The organism is Myxococcus xanthus, from assembly GCF_006402735.1.
Classification (GTDB): domain Bacteria; phylum Myxococcota; class Myxococcia; order Myxococcales; family Myxococcaceae; genus Myxococcus; species Myxococcus xanthus_A.
In genome coordinates this window covers 8,954,266-8,974,684 of the sequence record NZ_CP017174.1, presented here as the reverse complement: position 1 = coordinate 8,974,684, position 20,419 = coordinate 8,954,266, and the positions used below count along the sequence as shown (strand labels likewise).

11 protein-coding genes are annotated in these 20,419 nt (G+C 67.8%); 4 read left to right on the top strand and 7 right to left on the bottom strand.

Translation table 11 applies throughout. The features are described from left to right. Window positions 1–134 precede the first annotated feature (134 nt). Entirely contained in the window at window positions 135–4,259 is a 4,125-nt protein-coding gene (locus tag BHS09_RS37065) for a two-component regulator propeller domain-containing protein (RefSeq protein WP_237080059.1), read from the top strand. 17 nt (window positions 4,260–4,276) lie between these two features. Here the strand turns inward: BHS09_RS37065 and BHS09_RS37060 are convergent, their stop codons facing one another. Further along, window positions 4,277–5,248: a PDR/VanB family oxidoreductase gene (locus tag BHS09_RS37060; RefSeq protein WP_140800852.1), complete on the bottom strand. Its 972-nt coding sequence runs from the start codon at window positions 5,246–5,248 to the stop codon at window positions 4,277–4,279. A 279-nt stretch (window positions 5,249–5,527) separates the two neighbouring features. Here BHS09_RS37060 and BHS09_RS37055 point away from each other — a divergent pair, with 279 nt between their 5' ends. Beyond that, window positions 5,528–6,163: a hemerythrin domain-containing protein gene (locus tag BHS09_RS37055; protein ID WP_140800423.1), complete on the top strand. Its 636-nt coding sequence runs from the start codon at window positions 5,528–5,530 to the stop codon at window positions 6,161–6,163. A 169-nt stretch (window positions 6,164–6,332) separates the two neighbouring features. Beyond that, entirely contained in the window at window positions 6,333–7,079 is a 747-nt protein-coding gene (locus BHS09_RS37050; protein WP_140796053.1) for an SIMPL domain-containing protein, read from the top strand. Between the two features lie 64 nt (window positions 7,080–7,143). Here the strand turns inward: BHS09_RS37050 and BHS09_RS37045 are convergent, their stop codons facing one another. Further along, a complete protein-coding gene (locus BHS09_RS37045; RefSeq protein ID WP_174259010.1) occupies window positions 7,144–9,039 on the bottom strand; it encodes a hybrid sensor histidine kinase/response regulator in 1,896 nt (631 codons plus the stop codon). Between the two features lie 524 nt (window positions 9,040–9,563). On the opposite strand from BHS09_RS37045, the gene BHS09_RS37040 reads away from it, so the two are divergent. Beyond that, a complete protein-coding gene (locus BHS09_RS37040) occupies window positions 9,564–10,094 on the top strand; it encodes a hypothetical protein (protein WP_140800421.1) in 531 nt (176 codons plus the stop codon). A 34-nt stretch (window positions 10,095–10,128) separates the two neighbouring features. Here the strand turns inward: BHS09_RS37040 and BHS09_RS37035 are convergent, their stop codons facing one another. The 5 genes from BHS09_RS37035 to BHS09_RS37015 all read right to left on the bottom strand — a co-directional run bounded on the left by BHS09_RS37035 (window position 10,129) and on the right by BHS09_RS37015 (window position 20,338). After that, window positions 10,129–13,146, bottom strand: coding sequence for a putative Ig domain-containing protein (locus tag BHS09_RS37035; protein WP_140800420.1), 3,018 nt, complete (start codon window positions 13,144–13,146; stop codon window positions 10,129–10,131). A gap of 163 nt (window positions 13,147–13,309) precedes the next feature. Continuing rightward, window positions 13,310–15,274: an Ig-like domain-containing domain gene (locus BHS09_RS37030; RefSeq protein ID WP_140796049.1), complete on the bottom strand. Its 1,965-nt coding sequence runs from the start codon at window positions 15,272–15,274 to the stop codon at window positions 13,310–13,312. Between the two features lie 119 nt (window positions 15,275–15,393). Then, the gene (locus BHS09_RS37025) at window positions 15,394–16,812 is read right to left on the bottom strand and encodes an IgA Peptidase M64 (protein ID WP_174260129.1); all 1,419 of its coding nucleotides are present in this window, start codon (window positions 16,810–16,812) and stop codon (window positions 15,394–15,396) included. Between the two features lie 156 nt (window positions 16,813–16,968). Then, window positions 16,969–18,486 carry a PEGA domain-containing protein gene (locus tag BHS09_RS37020; RefSeq protein WP_418763974.1) on the bottom strand — a complete coding sequence of 506 codons (1,518 nt, stop codon included), beginning with the start codon at window positions 18,484–18,486 and terminating at the stop codon, window positions 16,969–16,971. Window positions 18,487–18,535: 49 nt separating this feature from the next. Continuing rightward, window positions 18,536–20,338, bottom strand: a complete 1,803-nt coding sequence (locus BHS09_RS37015; protein WP_237077833.1) for an Ig-like domain-containing protein — start codon at window positions 20,336–20,338, stop codon at window positions 18,536–18,538. Window positions 20,339–20,419 lie beyond the last annotated feature (81 nt).

The window sequence follows — 20,419 nt, the reverse complement described above, 5'->3', positions numbered from 1 at the left end:
GTCGGTGGGGCTGTACAGGGGGAGGAGGCCGGTCCCTCGCCGCTGCCGCCAAGACCGTTCACTGAACGTTCCACCTCCGGTGAATTCGGCGGCGTGTGGCCTCTGGGCCGTTTCTGCCGGACACTGCGGGCGACATGCGCACTCCGGGGCAGCGAGCCCGCGCTCTCGGGCGGGGGTTCATCGGGTGGTTCTTCGTCGTGGGACTCGTCCTGGCAACGCCGGGCATGGCCCTGGACCCCCAGCGCCGTGTCTCGCAGTACAGCCAGGACATGTGGCGCAGCGACGACGGGCTGCCGCAGAACAGCCTGCTGTCCATGGTGCAGACGCGCGACGGCTACCTCTGGCTGGGCACGTGGGAGGGGCTGGCCCGTTTCGACGGCGCGCGCTTCACCGTGTTCGACAAGCGCAACGCGCCGGAGCTGCGCAACCACACCATCAAGGCGCTCGCGGAGGATGCGTCGGGCACGCTGTGGGTGGGCACGGGCCAGGGGCTGGTGGCGTACCGCAAGGGCCACTTCGAGCGCGCGCCGGGCGCCGCCGCGCCGCTGGACTCCGCGCGGGTGGAGACGCTGGTGGCGGCGGATGGCGTGCTCTGGGTGGGGACGACGACGGGCCTCTGGCAGGTGCCGCTGGGCGAGGGCGTGGCGCGCCAGTACACGGTGGCGGATGGCCTGCCTGCCTCCCACATCACGGCGCTGACGCCCGGTGAGGGCACGTCGCTCTGGGTGGGCACGCCGGAGGGGCTGGCCCGCTGGGTGGATGGGCGCGTGGAGCCGGCGCCGTTCCCCTTCCCCGGGCCGGAGTCCCGGCCCTATGTGATGGCGCTGCGTCGCGATGCGACGGGCGTGCTCTGGCTGGGGACGAAAGCGGGCCTCTATTCGTGGAATGGCGTGGTGGCCTGGCGCTTCACGACCGATGAAGGACTGCCGTCCCTGTCCGTCAACGCGCTGTACGCCGACGGTGACGGCAACCTCTGGGTGGGCACGCATCGTGGCGGTCTGACGCGGCACAACACGAAGGGCTTCAGCGAGCCGGTGCCCGGCATGGAGTGGATGGCGGAGTCCGCGGTGCTGTCGCTGCTGGAGGACCGGGACGGCCACCTCTGGGTGGGCACCTATTCGGGCCTGATGCGCCTGCGTGACGGTCCCTTCGCCACATATGGCATCCCCGAGGGCCTGGCCGACGAGACGGTCAGCGCCGTGCTGGAGGACCGCCGCGGCACGCTGTGGCTGGGGACCACCAGCGGCCTGTTCCGGTACGAGAACAGCACGTTCCATCACGTGGGCGCCGAGCAGGGGCTTCCGGAGAGCGTCATCCCCGCGATGCACGAGGCGCCTGACGGGACGCTGTGGGTGGGCACCCTCACTGGCGCATACCGGTATGACGGCCAGCGCTTCACGCGGGTGTCGCGCGCGCAGGGGCTGCCGCACGACGTGGTGACGGCCATCCTGGTCGACTCGCGGGGGGACACGTGGCTGGGCACGCAAGCGGGCGTGGCGCGGATGCATGGCGGCGGCGTGACGGTGTACGGCCCGAAGCACGGCTTCACCAACCCCATCATCGTCATGGTGGAGGACTCGCGCGGCCGGGTGTGGTTCGGCTCGGACACGGGGCTGGTGCGCTGGGACGGCGAGCAGAAGGGCTTCCAGCGCTTCACGCAGCAGGACGGGTTGCCGGGCGACCTGGTGCTGGCGCTGCACGCGGACCCTGACGGTACGGTGTGGGTGGGCACGGAGACGGGGCTGGGCCGGTGGCGCGAGGACACCTGGGCGCGCTTCACCGTCGCGCAGGGCCTGTACGACGACGCGGTGTTCAGCCTGGTGTCGGACGGGGACGGCTCGCTGTGGATGAGCAGCAACAAGGGCGTGTCTCGCGTGTCCCGGCGCGACCTGGATGACGTGGCGGACGGCGTGCGCCCACGACTGACGACGCTGGACTTCGACACGCGTGACGGCATGCGCAGCGCGGAGTGCAACGGCAACACGCAGCCGTCGGCGTGGCGGGGGCAGGACGGGCGGCTGTGGTTCACCAACCTGCGCGGCGCCATCGTGGTGGACCCGGTGCGGGTGCGTGCGAGCCGGCAGCCGCCCGAGGTGCGGATTGAAGAAGTGCGCGTCCAGGGCACGCCGGTGCCGGTGGAGGGGCCGGTGGAGCTGGAGCCCGGGGCCTCGCGGCTGGAGATTCGCTTCACGGCCTTCACGCCAGTGGACACGGCGCGGCTGCCCTTCCGCTACCGGCTGGCGGGCCACGACGACACGTGGGTGCACGCGGAGGCGCGGCGGGCGCTGTACAACGGCCTGCGGCCGGGCAGCTACCGCTTCGAGGTCCAGGCGAAGGGCCGGGACGGCGGGTGGACCGAGCCGGTGGCCCTGGACGTCGTGTTGGAGCCGAAGCTGTGGCAGCGCACGGGCTTCTGGCTGCTGTGCGTGCTGGGCGTGGGGATTCTGGGCGTCAGCGTGTACCTGCTGCGCGTGGGGCAGTTGAAGGACCGCGAGCGGTGGCTGGCGGAGCGGGTGAAGGACCGCACGCAGGCGCTGGCGCGGGCCAACGCGGAGCTGGAGGCGAACATGCGCACGCTCCGGCAGGCGCAGGCGCAGCTCGTGCAGACCGGGCGGCTGGCGGCGGTGGGACAGCTCGCGGCGGGCGTGGGGCACGAAATCAACAACCCGCTAGCGTACATCGTGTCGAACCTGGAGCACGCCAGCGAGGAGGCGGACGCGCTCGCGCGGGAGCTGGACGGGACGCGCGACGTGGGCGCTCGCTTGAAGGATGTGAATCAGGCACTGCGTGACGCGCTGCTGGGCGCGGACCGCGTGCGGCGCATCGTCCAGGACTTGAAGATGTTCTCCCGGCCGGATGACGAGAAGCAGGGGCCGGTGGAGTTGCACGCGGTGCTCGACTCGGCGGTGAAGATTGCCATGGGCGAGCTGCGCCCACGCGCGAAGCTGGTGCGCGACTACGGCGACGTGCCGCGCGTGGAGGGCAACGAGGCGCGCCTGGCACAGGTGTTCCTCAACCTGCTCATCAACGCGGCGCAGGCGCTGCCGGAGGGACAGGCGGAGTCGAACGAGGTGCGGCTCGTCACGCGCAGGGGCCTGGATGGGCGGGTGGTGGCGGAGGTGCGCGACACGGGCAGCGGGATTTCGCCGGAGTTGCTCGGCCGCATCTTCGACCCCTTCTACACGACGAAGCCGGTGGGCGTGGGCACGGGGCTGGGGTTGTCGCTGTGCCACGCCTACCTGACGGCCATGGGCGGCACCATCGCCGTGGACAGCGAGGCCGGGCGGGGCTCGGTGTTCCGCGTGACGCTGAGGGCCGCGGCGGAGGCGCAGCGGGTTGGAGGGGACGGGGCCTCGGTGGAGACTCCCGCGACGTCGGAGCGAGGCGTGGCGTCGTCCGCGGCGCCCGAGACTCCAGCGTCTTCGGGACACATCGCAGCGACGCCCGACGTGTCTGTCGAGCACGGTGTGGCGGCGAGCGACGCGACCACGATGCGCCTGCGTGGCGAGGCAGCCCCGCGTGCCGAACTGGACTCGACGCCGCGGGCCTCTGCTCCGGAGCGGGCGCAAGACGCTGGGGGGAGCGTCACTCCGCCACAGGCGAAGTCCACGGACGGCCGGGCAGCGGATTCCGACGCCCTGGCGGCAAGCCAGGAGAACGGAGGGTGGATGGCCGAGCAGGACGCCAGCGTCACATCCGGCATGTCACGGTCACCGGATGCGGGCACCGTGGGCTCGCACCTGGGAGCGCCGTCGTCCACCCACGCGAGCGCGGACGGGCCGCCTCCAGACAGCGTGGGCGAGGGTGGACGGTTCTCCGCCCAGTCCGCTCCGGCTCCAGCACCTACCGAGGCGGCAACGCGAGGCCGCGTGCTGGTGGTGGACGACGATGCCCTGGTGAGTGGCGCCATCCGCCGCACCCTCGCGCGAGAGAACGACGTGGATGTGTTGGTGAGCGCGCGGCGAGCCTTGGAGAAGCTGACCGGGACAGAGGCCCGTTACGACGTGGTGCTCTGCGACCTGATGATGCCGGAGATGACCGGGATGGACCTGTACGACGCGCTCGCGCAGGTGGACTCGCGAGCGGCGGAACGCATCGTGTTCATCACCGGCGGCGCCTTCACTGCCACCGCGCGGACGTTCCTGGAGCGCGTGGGCAACCCACGCGTGGAGAAGCCCTTCGACCCGGAAGCCCTGCGTCAGCTCGTCCGGTCCGAAGTGGCGCGTGCTCGCCGGGAGGCGTCGGGCCGGGCGGCATAGCTCCCGGCCCGGCCGTGTCAGAGGTCCAGCACCAGCCGCTTGGAGCGGGCGCGTGACACGCAGACGAGCATGCGCTGGTCACCCGCGGGCTCCGCCTGGAAGAAGCTGTCGCGGTGGTCGGGCTGGCCAGCGCAGACCCGTGTGACGCAGGTGCCGCACGTCCCGGCCTCGCAGTCACTGGGGATGCGCACCCCGTTGCGGCGCAGCACGTTGAGCACCGACTGGCCAGCGGGCACCTGCAGCACCTGGCCCGTGCTGCGGATGGTCACCTCGAAGCCCTGCTCCTCCCGGCCCGTGGCGGCGCTGGTGCCCTCGGCGGTGAAGGACTCGAAGTGCACCTTCTCCCAAGGCCAGCGGTGCAGGGTGGCCGCGTCGCGCACGGCTTTCATCAGCCCCGTGGGACCGCAGCAGTACAGCCGGGCCCCCGGCAGTCGCGTGGCCAGCAGTCCCTTCACGTCCAGGCCCCGGGCCGGGTCTCCTCCGTCGAAGGAGAAGCGCACGCGCTCGGCGAAGGGCGCCTGGGAGAGCAGTTCGTGAAATGCGGCGCGGCCGGGCTCGCGCGCGCAGTAGTGCAGCGTGTAGTCCGCGCCGGTGCGCTGGAGCGCGCGCGCCATGGACAGCATGGGGGTGATGCCGATGCCTCCCGCCACCAGCACGTAGCTGCGCGCGAACAGCAGGGGGAAGTTGTTGCGAGGAGGCTTCACCTCCAGCACGTCGCCCTCGTGCACCCGCTCGTGCATGGCAGTCGAGCCCCCGCGGCCCTTGGCGTCGCGGGCCACGGCGATGACGTAGCGGTGGGTCTCCTCCGGGTCGTTGCAGAGTGAATACGAGCGCAGGAAGTCTCCCGGACCTGGGACGCGGACCTCCAGGTGGGCGCCGGCCTCGAAGGGGGGCAGGGTGCCTCCCTCCGTCGCGACCAGCTCATACGACAGGATGTCCTCGGCCTCGCGAGTCACTCGCGCGACCCGGACGCGCAGGATGTCATTCATCACGGTGCTCTCCCTTCCCCAGTCCCACCAGCGGCGCACCCCATCCTCCCGAGGTACGGTGGCACGGACATTGGCCCGCGAAACGCCCACGGGTGATTGCCCGGGAGTCTCGGAGCCCGTCGCATCCCCAGCGGCGCGGCGGGTTGCCCGTTGAGCAGCCGTGCGGCCAGGCCGTCCGTTCACCGCCCGCGCATCCAAGCGGCGTCATCCCCACCATCCACGGCATGCCGCACTGCGCCAGGAAGCCGGCGGCCAACGAACTCTCAGGGAGGTGAGCCCATGGATGCCATCGCGTTGCTGAAGGCGGACCACAAGACGGTGGAGCAGCTGTTCCGGAAGTTCGAGAAGGCGGGCCCCAATGCCCACAAGTTGAAGCGTCGGCTGGTGGACCAGATGGTCACCGAGCTGTCCGTGCACGCCACCATCGAGGAGCAGGTGTTCTACCCCGCGGTTCGTTCACGCTCGGAGGAGTTGGGGCCGAACGTGCTGCGCTCGCTGGAGGAGCACCACGTGGTGAAGTTGCTGCTGGCGGAGCTGGACGGCATGTCTCCGGAAGCGGAGCGCTTCGATGCGAAGGTGCAGGTGCTGATGGAGAACGTGCGCGCGCACGTCCTGCAGGAGGAGAGCGAGCTCTTCCCGGCGCTGAAGAAGGTCTTCCGTCCGCAGGAACTTCGGACGATGGGCGACGTCCTGGAGATGTCGCGGAAGGCGGCGCCCACGCGGCCGCACCCGATGGCGCCCGACACGCCGCCCGCCAACCTGGTCGCCGGCGCGGTGTCGGCGGTGATGGACATGGGCCGGGATGCGCTGAGGGCCGCGCGGCGCAAGGCCACCACGAAGGTGCGTTCGGTGGCGAGCCGGGGCCCCAGTCAGGTGATGCGGGAGATGGCCGGCGCCGAAGCCGCCAGTCCGTGACATTCCGCCGGGACCAGATTCCGGCCAGTCCGGCGCTCCTTCTTCAAGGAGGGGGAAGGAGCGCCCCGGGCACGGGCACGAGAAATATGAATGTCACCCGCTGACGGCCGTTCCAAGGGGTAAGGACGTTGCAGTACGACCCGCAGCGGCCCATTCCTGAGGAGGCACCATGTTCGCTCAACCTGTTCGACCCCTGTTGCTGACAGCGATGTTGCTCACTGGCCTGACGGCCTTCGCGCAGCCCCAGCCCGTTTCCGCGCCGCGTGCGCAGGCCCCGGCGGGCGTGCGGACGATTCGCGTGGAAGGCACCGGTGAGGTGAAGGCGCAGCCCGACGAGGCCTTCATCGACGTGGCGGTGGAGACGCTGGCGCCGAACGCGAAGGCGGCGGGCGAGCAGAACGCGAAGCGGATGGAGAAGGTGATTGCGGCGCTGACGTCCGCGGGCATCGCGCGGCGGGACATCCAGACGCGTAACTACTCGGTGTACCCGGAGTACGCGCCGCCGCTGCCGAACCAGACGGAGCCGAAGCTGAAGGGCTACCGGGTGAGCAACCTGGTGAGCGTCCACGTGAAGGACCTGTCGCGGGTGGGGAACCTGCTGGACCAGGCCCTGGCGGCGGGCGCGAACCGGGTGGACTCGGTGCGCTTCGGGCTGAGCCGCCAGGAGGCGGTGCAGGGCGAGGCCCTGCGGCAGGCGGTGGCGCGGGCTCGCAAGTCGGCGGAGGTGCTGGCCGCGTCGCTGAACGTGAAGCTGGGCGCGGTGCTCGACGCGAGCACGGTGACGGAGCCGCCGCAGCTCTACCCGGCGCGCTTCGCGATGGCCGAGGCAGCGGATGCCCGCGCGATGGCGACGCCCATCCAGCCCGAGGAGCAGACGGTGCAGGCGAAGGTGACGCTCATCTTTGCCATCGAGTAGTTCCGAGGACCGTCGGGGGCTGACCGGTGCCCCCGATGGGAGTGCGCGCGTCGAGGGGCTCCGCTCAGCGGGTGTGCCCCGCCTGTTCCGGGCTCACCGCCGCCCGCCGTGGCAGCGTGACGGTGAAGGTGGTCCCTTCTCCTGGCGCGGAGCTCACGTCGATGTGCCCCTGGTGCGCGTCGACGACCGCCTTCACGATGAAGAGGCCCAGCCCCACGCTGCGGCTCGCGACGTCCACGTCATCGGTGCCTCGCTGGAGCGGCTGGAAGAGGTTCGGAAGGCGCTCGGGCGGGATGGGGGGACCTTCGTTGTGGACGCGCAGGGTCACCTGGTCGCCGTCGCCCTTGAGCGTCACCTCGATGGGGGCCTCGGGCTGGCCGTACTTCACGGCGTTCGTCACCAGGTTCTGAATCACCTGGGAGAGCCGGTCCGCGTCCCACGCGCCCTGTCCATCGCCGCTCGTCACCACCTTCACGTGGGCGGAAGGGTGGGCTTCTTCCACTTCCTGCACGGCGGTCCGGACGAGCGCATGGATGTCGACGGGGTTGCGCTCGAGCCGGATGCCGCCGCCCAGCCGGGCCTGGGTGAAGTCGAGGAGCTCCTTCACCATCCGCACGGCACGGGAGGCCGACGCGTGGATGCGGTCCACGGTCTTGAGGGCGTTTGGATCCAGTTCCTCTGAGCGCTTCAGCCGTTCCGTTCCCAGGAGGATGGCGCCCAGGGGATTGCGCAGGTCGTGGCTCACGATGCCGATGAGCTGCTGTTCGAACTCCGCCTGCTCCTGGAGCCTTCGCGCGTGCAGCTCCCGCTCCTGCTCCAGTTTCCGTTGCACCGTGATGTCCTGGAGGAGCGCGACGTAGCCGGCCCCGGGTTGCCCCGGCTCGCGGTGCGCGATGAAGGACACCTTCACGTCCCGTTTGCCTCCGAACCGATAGGGCACGTCATGCTGCTCGAAGGAGATGCTCTCTCCCGCCAACCCCCGCTTCACGAAGGGGCTCAGCACGGCGTAGGCCGCCTCTCCGATGATGTCTCGAATCTTCTGGTTCCGGAGTTGCTCCTGCGAAAGCCCGAACCAGTCCTCATACGCTTTGTTGACGCGACCGTAACGCTCGTCCGCGCTGACGAACGAGACCAGGACGGGGATTGCATCGAGCAGCATGGCCTGCTCCGCCTCACTGGCGCGCAGTCGCTCCGTGAGGGCTTCGTTGCGCTGACGCACCTGGGTCTGTTCGGTGACGTCGCGGAAGATGAGCACGGCGCCGGCGAATTCATGTGGCCCCGTGCGAATCGGCGCGGCGCTGCCCTCGATGGGGACTTCTGTCCCGTCCTGGCGGATGAGCAGCGTCGGCCCCGCGTACCCCGTCTCCGTATCCAGAACGGGCGCCAGCTCGATGGGCTGGCGGCTGGCGGCGTCGATGATGCGAAAGACCTCTGCCATGGGCCGCTGCCGGGCATCCGTGGTGCGCCAGCCGGTGATGCGCTCGGCGGCGGGATTGAGGAGGACGACGTGTCCGGCGCGGTCCGTGGTGATGACGGCGTCACCGATGCTGGAGAGCGTCGTGGACAGGTACGCTTCGCGTTCTCTCAGCCGTTCGCCCTGAGCATGGATGCGCAGGAGGCTGGCGACTCGGGCGAGCAGCTCCGCGCCGTGCAAGGGCTTGGCGATGTAGTCGTTGGCTCCCGCCCGCAACCCTTCCGTGAAGTCGTCGTGAGTTCCCCAGGTGGAGAGCATCAGGATGGGGAGGGTGACATCATCGTAGTGCTCGCGGACGTAGCGGCACGCGTCCAGCCCCGAGATGCCCGGCAACTGCCAGTCCAAGAGGAGCACCTCGGGAGGCTGCCCCAGGGACAGCCGCTCCAGCATCTGCTCGGCGTTGCTGAAGGTCTCAATCGCGTAGTGCTTCGACAGCAGTTCGCGGGCCTGCGCCAGTTGCGTGGGACTGTCATCGACCAGCCACACGCATGATGAAGGCGCGGAATGTTCCGGGCCAGCCTTCAAGACTGGGAGGGAGGCTGCTGTCTTGCTCACGAGTACGGGGACCGTTGTGCTCAAGGGGTGCTGCCAGACGAGAAATTAGGCAGGGCCCGGCAGGTACGTCGAGTTCTCAAGCAGGGGCGTCTGCTCTCCATCCCGCTCTTCCTGGGAGCGCGAAAGGAGGATGGATGGCGCCCATGGCGGGAGGCCCTTCACTGGCAGGCTTGATGCGGAGTTCCGCGGCGCTTGGGGCGCGCTGGTTCGGGACGGCCGGCGGCTGCGTTCGAGGTCAGGGCGTCCACGCAGGCAGAGGGGCCGTGCGACGGAGCGTTCTACCGCTTTCCTGGTCGCCATCAAGGCGCGCCTTGGGAAGCACTGGGTTCTCGCCCGACAGGGCCATCCGCATGTTGAGGAAGAGACAGGAGGCGTCCGGGTGCGGGCCGGCCGTCGCGATGAACTTCCACACGCGGGGGCACGAGCGGATGAGGGCAACGCGCGGTTGGAGGCTGATGGCATTCGGGCTGTTCGCCGCGTGGCTCGGTTGCGGCCAGCGGAGCGAGAACCGAGGGCCTCCGTCCGCGAGCGAGCGAGAAGGCCGCTCGGATGTTCTTCGCGGCCTCATGGCCTCACGCGAGCGGCCCCCGGAATCCGGGGCGCCTGGCTCCGGCTCGGTTCCCGTGGGAACGCTGGGGGCGGGTCAGGGCGGTTCGGGACGGCCAGCGCCCACGGACCTGCTCCATGGCCGCGTGGAGTGGGTGGGTGACAATGAGCTGCTCATCCGCGGCAACGACGGCGTGGAGTACGACGTCGGAGTGGATGAGCAGACTCGCCTCTACATGAAGGGCGAGCCCGTCACGGGCCTGCGGGAGTATCACGAGGGAGACGAGGTTCGCGTCACCTATGGCGATGGTCCCGGAGGGCTGGTGGCGCACCTCGTGGATGGGATGCCGGGGCCCGGTGCCGAACCACCGCGTCAGCAAGAGTCAGCCCCACGCGAGGACACCACGGGCCCAGGCTCGCCGCTCGATTCACTTCGCTGAAATCGAGGTCGGAGGCGCCTTTCGCGGGAGCGGGTCAGAACGCGCGGCCATCCACGCGGAGGCCCGGGGATGAGCTGAGACCCGGGGATATCAGGTGGTGGTAGTCGAACGCCGCGTCGGGCGTGGCGTCGGGCGACCGGTTGAAGGAGATGTTGTCGAAGGTGCCTCCGTAGGACATCTCATTGACGTTGCTCCCATCGGGCGCGAGGAGCCTGACGATGTCGCCATCGTTGTTGAGGCCCAGGCCGCCCGAGGATGCGGCCACGGTAGCGGGCGTACCGGCCGGGAAGCCTCGAGCGCCACCAAAGACGACGAAGACCCGGCCGGGAGCGAGCGTGGTGCCAGGAGCGAAGACATGCCGCACGGATGCGGAGTCCGACAGGCTCCAGCGGGACAGGTCCGCGGTGGAGGTCCCCGCGTTGTACACCTCGATGAATTCGTAATGGGTGTCCGACACGGTCTGCCCGGGCGGGATGGGCTCATTGGGCAGGACCTCGTTGATGATGAGGTTGGACAAGGGCTCTGGGGCCGTGCCGCCATCGGAGTCTCCCAGGTCGTAGCGGCTGATGACGGGATAGTGGTCGCTGACGATGTTGCCGTAGTTGGGAATCCACCCGTCCGGCCGCAGGATTTCGACGGAGCCGGGCAGGTAGTCCGTGGCCATCTCGTTGGAGGCGAGCGTGTGGTCGATGGCGTCGCGATATTCGACGGTGGTGCGCTGGCCGAGCCGGGATAGGGGCTCGGTGATGAAGGTGTAGCGCTGCGTGTCGGCCACGAACGGCGCGAAGGGAGTGGGCAGATAGTCGCCGTCGCTGCCTCGGGTGATGGACTGGTCGACGTCATCATTCCAGTCGCCAATGACGAGCACGCGTTCGGTGGGCAGGGATGTGTCGAGATACGACTTGAGCGCCGCGCTGGAGCGTTGCCGTTGTCCGTAGGCGGTCTCGTTGTCGAACGCCTTCAGGTGAACGACGATGACGACCAGTTGGGTGCTCACGCCCTGGACGGTGGTGGTGAAGTTCACGCGCAGCGGCGGCCGACCACCGAAGTCCGCGGCGTTCGCGGTGAGGATGAGCTGCGCCTCCTGAATCGTGAGGGTGCTGTCGTAGAGGATGCCGGGCTTCTGCTCGCTATTGCTGTAGTAGGCCGTTCCGTTGGGGACGAAGGACGTGTCATTGGCGAGGAAGCCATTGAAGCCGGGGAGCTGCGCCTTGAGGGTGGCGAAGTCCGCGGCGTCCACCATCTCCACGAGGCCCCACACGTTGGCGCCCGAGTCGCGAATGATGTCGCGCGCGTGGGCAATCTGAAGGTCGTCCGGCGTTCCGCCCTCCGAGGTGGAGTCCGGAGGGCCTTGGGTGGTGGCACCGAACCACTCGAGGTTCCAATGGCCCACCGTGAGGGACGTGCCCGCGGTGCGCACGTGGAGGACCATCGCGTGCCAACCCTGCTGGCCCGTGGCATCCGTCACTGTGACTGTGAATGCTGAGTACCCGAGCTCCGAGAGGGTGCCGGTGAGGGTTCCTGATGTTGAGAGCGTGAGCCCCGAAGGCGGCATCCCCGACACGATGTGCCAGGAAAGCGGCGCCTTGCCGCCGGATGCTTGCAGTTGGGTGGAGTAAGGCACGTCCTTGCGCGCATCGGGCAGCGACGTGGTGACGACGGTGGGGAGTTCGTAGACCGTGAGGGTGAAGTCCCGTGTGCCCGTCCGTCCGTTCGCGTCGGTGACGACGGCCTGTCCGCTGGTGGTTCCAGGAGCGGGCGGTGTGCCCGAAAGCTGTCCGGAGGAGGACAGCTGCAGCCAGGAGGGAAGGGGGCTGGCTGGAGCGAACGAATACGGCGCCTTTCCGCCGGTGACGGTGTGCGTAGCGCTGAAGGACTGCGAGACATACCCGTCGAGCTGAAGCGCCGGTCCGTTCGCGGACGGAGGCCGGTACACGACAAGGTCGAGCGCCCGGGTGGCGACGCGTGCGTCGGCGTCGGTGACTTGGACGGAGAAGGAGAAGGTACCCGTCGTTGACGCGGTGCCTTCGAGCAGGCCGGCGCTGGTGAGCCGGATTCCGGCGGGAAGTGAACCCGCGCTGAGCGCCCAGGCATAAGGCGCGCGTCCACCCATCACCAACAGGCCTTGTCGATACGCGGCATCGGTATAGGCATCCGGTAGCGCGCTGGGGGTGATGGTGATGCCGCCCTGGACGGTGAGGTTGAACGTGGCGGACGCCGCACGGCGATTGGCGTCCTGGACCTCGACGGTGAAGGAGTCGGCTCCTGGAGCGCTGGGCGTCCCTCGGACAAGGCTGGCATCCAGTTGGAGGCCCGTGGGCAATGCACCCGAGGTGATGCGGAACGTGAGCGGTGGTCGCCCGCCAACGGCGTGAAGCTCCGTGGAGTAGGCCGCTCCGAGCGAGGCGAAGGGGAGCGTGCCGCCCGCGAGATAGGGCGCCGTGAAGGCGGAGAACGAGAGGACGCGCTGGCTCGAAAGCCCGGTGGCGTCCTGCACGTGGACGGTGACGGAGAAGGTGCCGGAGCTGGCGGGAACGCCGGAGATGCTCCCCTGTGCGTCGAGGCGCATGCCCGACGGGAGAGGGCCCTCCGCAAGCGTCCAGGTGTACGGCGCCGTGCCGCCCGAAGCGTCGAGTTGCGCGGCGTAGTTGTCGCCGACGTATGCATCGGGGAGCGTGGACGACGCGACCTGGAGGCCGGCGTTGAGCACCTTGAGCTCGAACGTGGCGCGAACAGTCCGTCCGCGGGAATCACGGACCTCCGCGTCGAAGGATGAGGTGCCAGCGGCTTGGGGCGTCCCGGTGATTTCGCCCAGGGTGGAGAGGCTGAGTCCGGTGGGCAGTGCGCCCTGCGCGACGCGCCACGAATAGGCAGGGGTGCCACCCGAAGCGGTGAGGGAGCTGCGATAGGCCTGCGCGACAGATGCGACGGGGAGCGCCTCCGTGGTGATGGCCAGTCCCGGTCCGGTGTCGTCAGTGCGGGGAGGCGCGGAGTCAGAACATGCGGTCAGCAGCAGCGCGAGGATGGGGAGCAGGGCGTGATGGGCGCGCACGAAGACTCCGGCCCGCGAAGGAGTCGGGCCCACGGATGAAGTGTCGGCACTGTAGAGGCAGCCGTGACGACGGCGCACAGGGTCCCACCGAACCCAGGGCAAAGAAAAGGGCCGCGGCTCACAAGGAGCCGCGGCCCGAAGGCTTCATGTGGAAACCGTCAGACTACAGGTTGGGCACGCCCCACGAAGGAGCACCCACCGCCCAGTCTTCCTTCATGTTGGTGTCCGTCGCGCTGATGCGGCGGATGGTATTGGTCGTGCGCGTAACGCTGCCGGCCGACGCGGGAATGGCCGTCCAGTCCGCCGCGACCGCCGCGGCGGTCGGGGTGGAGGTCGTCGTGCAGGGCGCTCCACCGCAGTCCGCGGGGAGCCAGTGGCCCGCAGCCTGAACCGCCTGGATGTTGCCGATGAACGCCGCGGGCGGGGTGCCCGTCGTCCTGGCAAAAGGCACCGCGTCCTGGATGTTTCCGGCGACATCCTTCACCAGCAGGATTCGGCTGGAGAACGTAATGGCGTTGGCGTCCTTACCTCGGAAGTCCCACGCCGTGTCGTAGTGAGTCGAGGCAGTGCTCTGGGGGACTTCGTTCTTTGCCTGAGTCTCCGCAATGAAGCCCGCAGCTGGATTGAGGTGGACGACGATGATGTCGCCCGTCGCAACGGTCACATCCGCGAACTCGGCAAGTACCAGGGACGAGTTCACATCCTGCTGGAGGATGATGCCAGCAGTCGTACCGCCCGTGACGACCTCGAGCTCGACCAAGTCCCGGGCATCAGCCATGTTCGGCTGCACCTCGGAGATGCGGAGCACCGCGGCAGTACGGAAGCCGCGGAACGCCTGCGTGCTGCCCTCGGCGGCCACAACGCCACCCGCCAGGTCCGTCACGGTGTTCGCAACGGTGACAGAGTAGTTGGTGCCCGGTGTCTGCTCGCTCGTGGTCAGGAAGACCTGCTTGCCTTCAACGCGGGCCGAGGAGACCGTCAGCCCCTCGGTGAACGTGAACTGCTCCTGCGCGTTGGTGATGCTCGCCGCGGAGATGTTGCGGCTGAAGTTCAGGACGAGCTCCGTCAGCGAAGTCGCCGCGGCGGACTCGAACGCCGGGGCCGTGCAGCCCGACAGGGTGAGCTCGGAAGCCGTGAACGCGGACGGCTGGGCGTTGGCATCGAACCGCCAGATGGGGCCCGCGTTCAGCGTGAACGTGCAGCCCTGGGTGATGTCGAGCTCGGTGGCGAGCGTCGCGGGCACGCGGAGCCGGAAGTTGGCGGCGCCAGCGGTGACACCCTCGGTGGTGATCTGGAATCCAGTGTAGCCGGCGCCAATGCCACTGCCGGCCGCGGCAATCGTGCCCGTCAGGTAGGTGAGCTCGGACTCCACGGAGTCCAGACCGGTCACCAGCGTGTCCGACGTGTCCGCGGAGCGGTTCACGGCGAGGCCGGCCGGGGTGGCCGTCGACTGGGTCTGAACTGGGTGGCCCTGGCTGATGACCGTGGTCCCGGTGACGGTGGCCGCGGAGCGCAGGCCGCCGGTGGTCGCCTTCGACGACACGGAGAAGCTGACCCGGTCACCCACGGCGACCGCGGCCAGCGCCGTCGCGTCGGACACGAACAGGGCGGGGCCCTGGGCCTCGGCCTGGACGAAGAAGCCGGGGAGTTCGCTGCTGCCCGTGACGGCAGGCTTGATGAACGTGACGAACGCCCCCTCGATGGGCAGCGCGGGGTCGAGCGCGCCATCCGCCGCATCCCGGACCGCCTGGATCTGCGTGCTGGTCGTCGCCACCGGCGTGACAAAGCCCGAGTCTTCGCACGTGCTCGTCGTGGTGTTGCAGGTCTCGGTCAGGCCGCAGGTCGCGTTGCTGGTGCAGCCCTCCGTGCCGGCGTCCGGGTCGGTGCCCGCGTCACCTTCGCCGGCATCCGGCTCGGTGCCCGCGTCTTCCTCGGTGCCCGCATCCGGGCCCTGGGTGATGTCGCGCTGCTCGCACGTGCCAGAGTTACAGGTCCACTGCTTGCCGGCGGCCGGCGGGCCCTTGTCAGTGCGGCAGTCATACAGGTCAACGCACTCGTCGCCACATCCCGTGCCCATCGTGACCATCACGGCCGTGACGACCGCCGGGAGCCAAAATCGTCTCTGCATGAGTTCCCCTCCATGGGAAGCAGGTTGCGTCCCCCTTACACCTGAACCGGAGGGCAATCCAATGTCCGCTCCTGGTGACATGGGCATTTCACACAAGAGGTGCCCGGATTTTCAGGCGTTCAGGGACTGGCCTGAGGAGACCTGGCCGGAGGGCCGGAATACAGGTCGATGACTTCGGAGATGGCGCTCTGACACACCGCGCAGAATGGGACGCGATCCCGAGTGAACATCACGCAGTCGACCTGTGGCCGGTAGTAGCCCTTCGACTCGTACATGGCCCCCTCGAAGGCCCCGACCCGGCCTGAATACTTCTGAGAGGAAAGGAACTTTTCCTCCCAGTCCCGCTGGGCCAGGAAGAGCTTGTCCATGTCTGACTCGGGCTTTCGCTGGGCCCGAATCTGGCCGCGCTGCTTCTGCACGGCGGTGGCATGCTTTTCGTACCCCTCCTTGTTCCAGGGGGTAGGCAGGGGTGTTCCTGGTGACACCAGGTGCTTCCACTTCAGGTCTTCCGGGGAGTGGAGCGCGGTGACGTTCTTCTCCCAGGGCTCCAGGCGGTCCGCGGCGGGCGCATAGACGGATTCAGAGGTGTAGTACTCGTCCGCCAGCCCGGCGAAGTGGTGGCCGAACTCGTGCACGAAGACGTAGGGCGCCCACAGGCTGTCCGAGGCGACGGTGCCGTAGAGCCCGAAGATGCCGCCGCCGCCGTAGGTGTTGCCGTTGACCAGGATCTCCACGAACTCGTAGGGCGCGAAGGCCGCTGCCTCGCGGAAGGCCTTGTTGTCGAAGGTGAGCACATAGCGCTCACTGCCAAAGGCATCGTAGGTGGCACCGATGGGAGAGCGCCGGTGGACTCCTGTCGAAGGGCGAGAGATGCCGGACTGGGCCGCGGCGGGGACGAGCCCCCACACGTTGAAGTCCGACTTGCGCTCCTTGAAGGGAGAGAAGGTGAAGAGGATGTCCACCATGTGCCGGGCATCCTTCTCGAACTTGGCGTGCTCGGCCTTCGTGTAGCCGTCCCCCAGGATGAGCAAGTCGACCTTCTGCGCTGACGGCCCGTTCTCCAGCAGTTTCAGCAGCGGCCCGGGCGCGGGAGGTGACGAGGCGTCGACGAACATGTCCTTCGGGTCGACAATCAGCGACCACACTTCGCGGAAGGCATTCTGGGCATCCCGCTTCTTGAGGAGCACCTGCACGGGGCGCTCAGGCGCGGGGAAGCGGAGCGACTCATGGAAGGTGCGGTTGTTGCTGCGCGCCTCGTTCGTGACCTCCCATTCGCCGTAGATGGACGCGAAGCCTCGCGAGAACAGGAGCCGGTTGTTCTCCCGGTCCCGCACCTCGAAGAGGTACTTGCCGAGGTTCGTCTCGTCGATGGCGCGTTCCGGGTGGCCGGGCCAGGGCAACGGCTCGACGACGACCTTGTCGAGGCTGAACCGTTCCTCGGTGGCGTTCCCGGTGTGGAAGTAGTCGACCCGGAGGGTTCGGGGAGAGGCCGCGGAGGCGCTCGTGGCCAGCAGCAGGACGAAGAGGGCTCGCATCATGGGCGGCACTCTATGCGCCGTGGTCGCCTGCGGGTGTGTGTTGACGCGCCTTTCCCATCCAGCACTCGACGTGTCTGCTTGCCTGCTCAGGAGGTGGACTGACTCGGATGGTCCACCTCTCGCGGAATGCGTGTCCTTGGATTCGTGAATAGTGCGTCAGAACGAACCAGACAGTGAGGCCGCCGCGCCGTGGCTGTCCGCGGAGAGCCCGACCGAGACGGGCGGTGCCGAGCTCGAATCAGGAGACAGGAGGTAGAGCACCGCGCCCGTGACAACCGCCGCGCCTCCACTGATGAGCAACCCATTGAGGACGTTGCTCTTCTGAACCAGCGAGTCGCGAAGCCCCATCGCCTCCTTGTCACTGGACAGAATCCGGCCGTTGTCGAGCCGCTTCTCCAGTGCGTTCACATCTTTCTGGGCAAGAAAGCGGACGATGCCCGCGCCACCGAATGCGGCCACTCCCGTTCCCAGCGCTACATATGAGGCCGTGCGAAGTCCGGAGGTGGAACGTGTCCTGGACGCGTCGCCCTCTGACATGAGGTTGGGGGCCGTCAGGTCCATACCGCCTGCTGACGCGCTCCCGTTCCGGCCCACGCCTCCGGGCGCGTCCCATGGGGCCTTTCCATTGGCGTTCATCACCACGAGGTTGGAGGGTGATCGGCCGGTGGTGACGAAGTCGACCAGCGCCGCGAGTGCCTCGTCCGGAGCGTCCGTGCCCTGGGTCTTGAATCCGCCTTCGCGAAGCTTCTGGCCTCCTTCGACATTGAGAACGGTGGCCGCGAACCACTTGGGCCCGCTGCTCGGGCGCTCGAGCCGGACGACGATGACTTCCTCCACGCCGAGCGTGCCGCCCAGCCGGACCGCATGGCTCAGCATGCGCTCGTCGTTGCCGTCCGAGGTGGCGAGGCAGGGGAAGGGGGTCGCGGAGACAGATCCTTCATAGGCCACGTCGACGAGCAACGGCGTCTCAGCGCCCTGCACCTGGACGTGCCGTGGGAAGCTCGTGGTGGTGCCCTTGACGAGGGTCAAGTGGTAGGTGCCCGGGACCGCATCAAGCGACAGCGGCGTCTGGCCCAGCTTGAGCCCATCGAGATACACGTCCGCGGCGGGCCGCGTGGACTTCACGGACAGCTTCACCTTGCGCGTCTGTTCGAGTTCTTTCCGGAGCTTGTCGAAGTTCTGCCGGACGGACGGAGCGAAGTAGTCCGGGTTGAGCTGGTACTCAGGCTGGAGCCGCAGCACGTTGCGGAACGCGGTGTCGCTCTCCTTTGGCTTGCCCATGGCGCGGTAGTTAAGGCCGTGGAGGAGTTGGGCTTCGACGTAGAGCTTCCAGCGGGCGTCTCCCGCGGGGAGCCGAGTGATCTGCTGCAGGGCTTCGTCGACGGCCTGGAGCGTCCTCGCGTTGCGGCCTTCGTAGAACTGGTCCTGTGCAGCTTCGAGCTGCCGCTGGAGGTCCTCATAGCTCTTGGTGGGCTGCGGGAAGAGCCGGTCGCTGAACTGGTTGGCGGTGAGGGTGTCCTGCTCGGGGCGCGAGGCGAGGGCTCCCAGGAATGCCTTGGCTTGCCCGCTCAGTTCCGCGTCCTTGCAGTCGCCGCTGGCCACCACCGTGCGGCGGGGCGCTGAGTACGCCAGTGTTGATATAAGGCATGTGGCGATTACTGGTGCGATCCTCATCGTTGACTCTCTTTGATACAGATGGCTGATAGGGCAAGGGCGAGCGCGGCTACCTGTTGCGGCGATATATGACGACCTCTCGGCGCGGGTCGCCTCTTTGCTCAAGCCATGCAATGGCAATGTTCCCGTGGGAGTCCGCGGCCATGCTTGCGTATTGGATGTCAGGCCGCGTTCCATTGAAGGCGTCACGCGTATTCCAGAGTTCCTCCCAGGAGTCGCCCTTGTGGCGATTGATGCTCAGAGTGAATTTCCCGTCTTCGTTCTCCAGCGAGGCAGTGATTAATTCCCCCTGAGAGGTGATGTGCGCGCCATAGATTCCTCTGTGGTTCAACTCAGACCGCTTGGGTGGGGAGCCAAGAGAGACCCATTCGTTGTTGTTCCATTGGCTGGAGAAGAAGTCGTTCGTTGTTGATGTGTTGCTGCGGCCAGACCAGAGGATTGTGGGGCGGTTGTCTGGAGTGAAAGTGATGAGGCTGTCCCCCCTGCCACTGTGAGGGATATTGCTTGGGTTGACGGTGCTGCCTAGTGACTCCCAAGTGCTTCCGGTCCATCTCTTTGAAAAGAGTTGTGGGCTGGAGTCCTCGTGGCTGAAGGCAATAATGGGGTTGTCTAGGCGATCAGTCGCAAGTGTTGGTTTTCCTGGTGCGGAGGTCACTGGGCCGGAAACAGGAGGGCCGATGCGCTGCCAATGATTTTCGGATAATTGGTATACATGGATGGTTCCGCCTTCGGGATCTTCTGGGTCCATTTTGATGGCTACAAGAGGGTGGTCTCGACTGGTGAGTTGTAGGGAGATTTCCCATGCATGCGGCCGCTCTGGAAGAATTCCTTGTTCTCCCCCGAGGCGCTCCCAGGTGTGTCCAGTCCAGCGGGCGACGTGGACATAGTTGTTGAATTCGGCGCCTAGGTCTTCTTGCCACGCAACGACGGGCGTTCCGTCTGAGGCTAGCTGGATGTTTGGGGAATGAAGTGCATAGTCGCTTGTACTGGTTTTGAGATCAGCCCCAAGTTGCTCCCAGGCATTGCCCGCCCAGCGGCTCACGAATAGATGGTCCTGGCCATCGAATACGGGTGTCAAGACTATGGGGTGCCCGTTCGGGTCTAGCTGGATGTAGGCCGTCGTCCATGAATAGGGCCCGGGTGGTGTCCTGGAATGCACCGGATACGGCACGAACTCAGGAACAGCCCAGCTCCACGCCTCCCCCAGATTCACAGCGGCATTCCCAGCCAGGTCCGTCACTGTCCCAGAGAAGGCCAGCGCCACGGCGCTCGGCGCGGTCATCTGTGTCACGGGCACCACCGTCACCGTCTTCCCGTCCTCCGACAGGGACACAGTGTGCGCCATGGCCACGTCGCCCACTGTCAGGTGCACGGACTCCGTCGTCACGGTGCTTCGCTTCACGGGCTCGGAGAATTCGGCGCGGATGGGGCTCTGCACCCAGACCTCCTGGGCGCCCTGCTCCGGAACACGGGACACCACCCGCGGCGGCGTCCGGTCCACCACCACCTCGCGGCTCGCGCTCACATACGCGAGGTCTCCCAGGGCCGCGCGTGCCTCCAGCCGGTACGTCCCTTCCGCTTCTCCCGCCGTGTCCCAGGTGTACGTGTATGGCGGCGCCAACTCCGCCATCACTTCGCCGTCCTTGAGCAGTTCCACTCGGTCCGGCGTATGGCCCGTCACGTCGAGTCGGACCTCGACCACACCATTCGTGTAGGCCGTTCCCGCCGGCGCGGTGATTCGCACCTCTGCCTGTGCGGGCTCGACGGCTGGCACGTTGATGCACGCGGACGCGCACAGGAGGACGACGGCCGCCGTCCAGGGCGGCGGAAGGAAGCGTTCGGAGATGTTCATGGCTCGCGGGCCGAGTGCAGGTTGCGTTCCGTTTCCTGCCCGACAGTCGCTCGCACATACCAAGCCCGCTTCGCTTCCTCC

Coding starts and splice junctions, on each gene's coding strand:
- BHS09_RS37055 (WP_140800423.1), top strand. CDS start 5,528: ATGGATGCCATCGCGTTGCTGAAGGCGGACCACAAGACGGTGGAGCAG.
- BHS09_RS37050 (WP_140796053.1), top strand. CDS start 6,333: ATGTTCGCTCAACCTGTTCGACCCCTGTTGCTGACAGCGATGTTGCTC.
- BHS09_RS37065 (WP_237080059.1), top strand. CDS start 135: ATGCGCACTCCGGGGCAGCGAGCCCGCGCTCTCGGGCGGGGGTTCATC.
- BHS09_RS37020 (WP_418763974.1), bottom strand. CDS start 18,486: ATGAGGATCGCACCAGTAATCGCCACATGCCTTATATCAACACTGGCG.
- BHS09_RS37015 (WP_237077833.1), bottom strand. CDS start 20,338: ATGAACATCTCCGAACGCTTCCTTCCGCCGCCCTGGACGGCGGCCGTC.
- BHS09_RS37025 (WP_174260129.1), bottom strand. CDS start 16,812: ATGATGCGAGCCCTCTTCGTCCTGCTGCTGGCCACGAGCGCCTCCGCG.
- BHS09_RS37060 (WP_140800852.1), bottom strand. CDS start 5,248: ATGAATGACATCCTGCGCGTCCGGGTCGCGCGAGTGACTCGCGAGGCC.
- BHS09_RS37030 (WP_140796049.1), bottom strand. CDS start 15,274: ATGCAGAGACGATTTTGGCTCCCGGCGGTCGTCACGGCCGTGATGGTC.
- BHS09_RS37040 (WP_140800421.1), top strand. CDS start 9,564: ATGGCATTCGGGCTGTTCGCCGCGTGGCTCGGTTGCGGCCAGCGGAGC.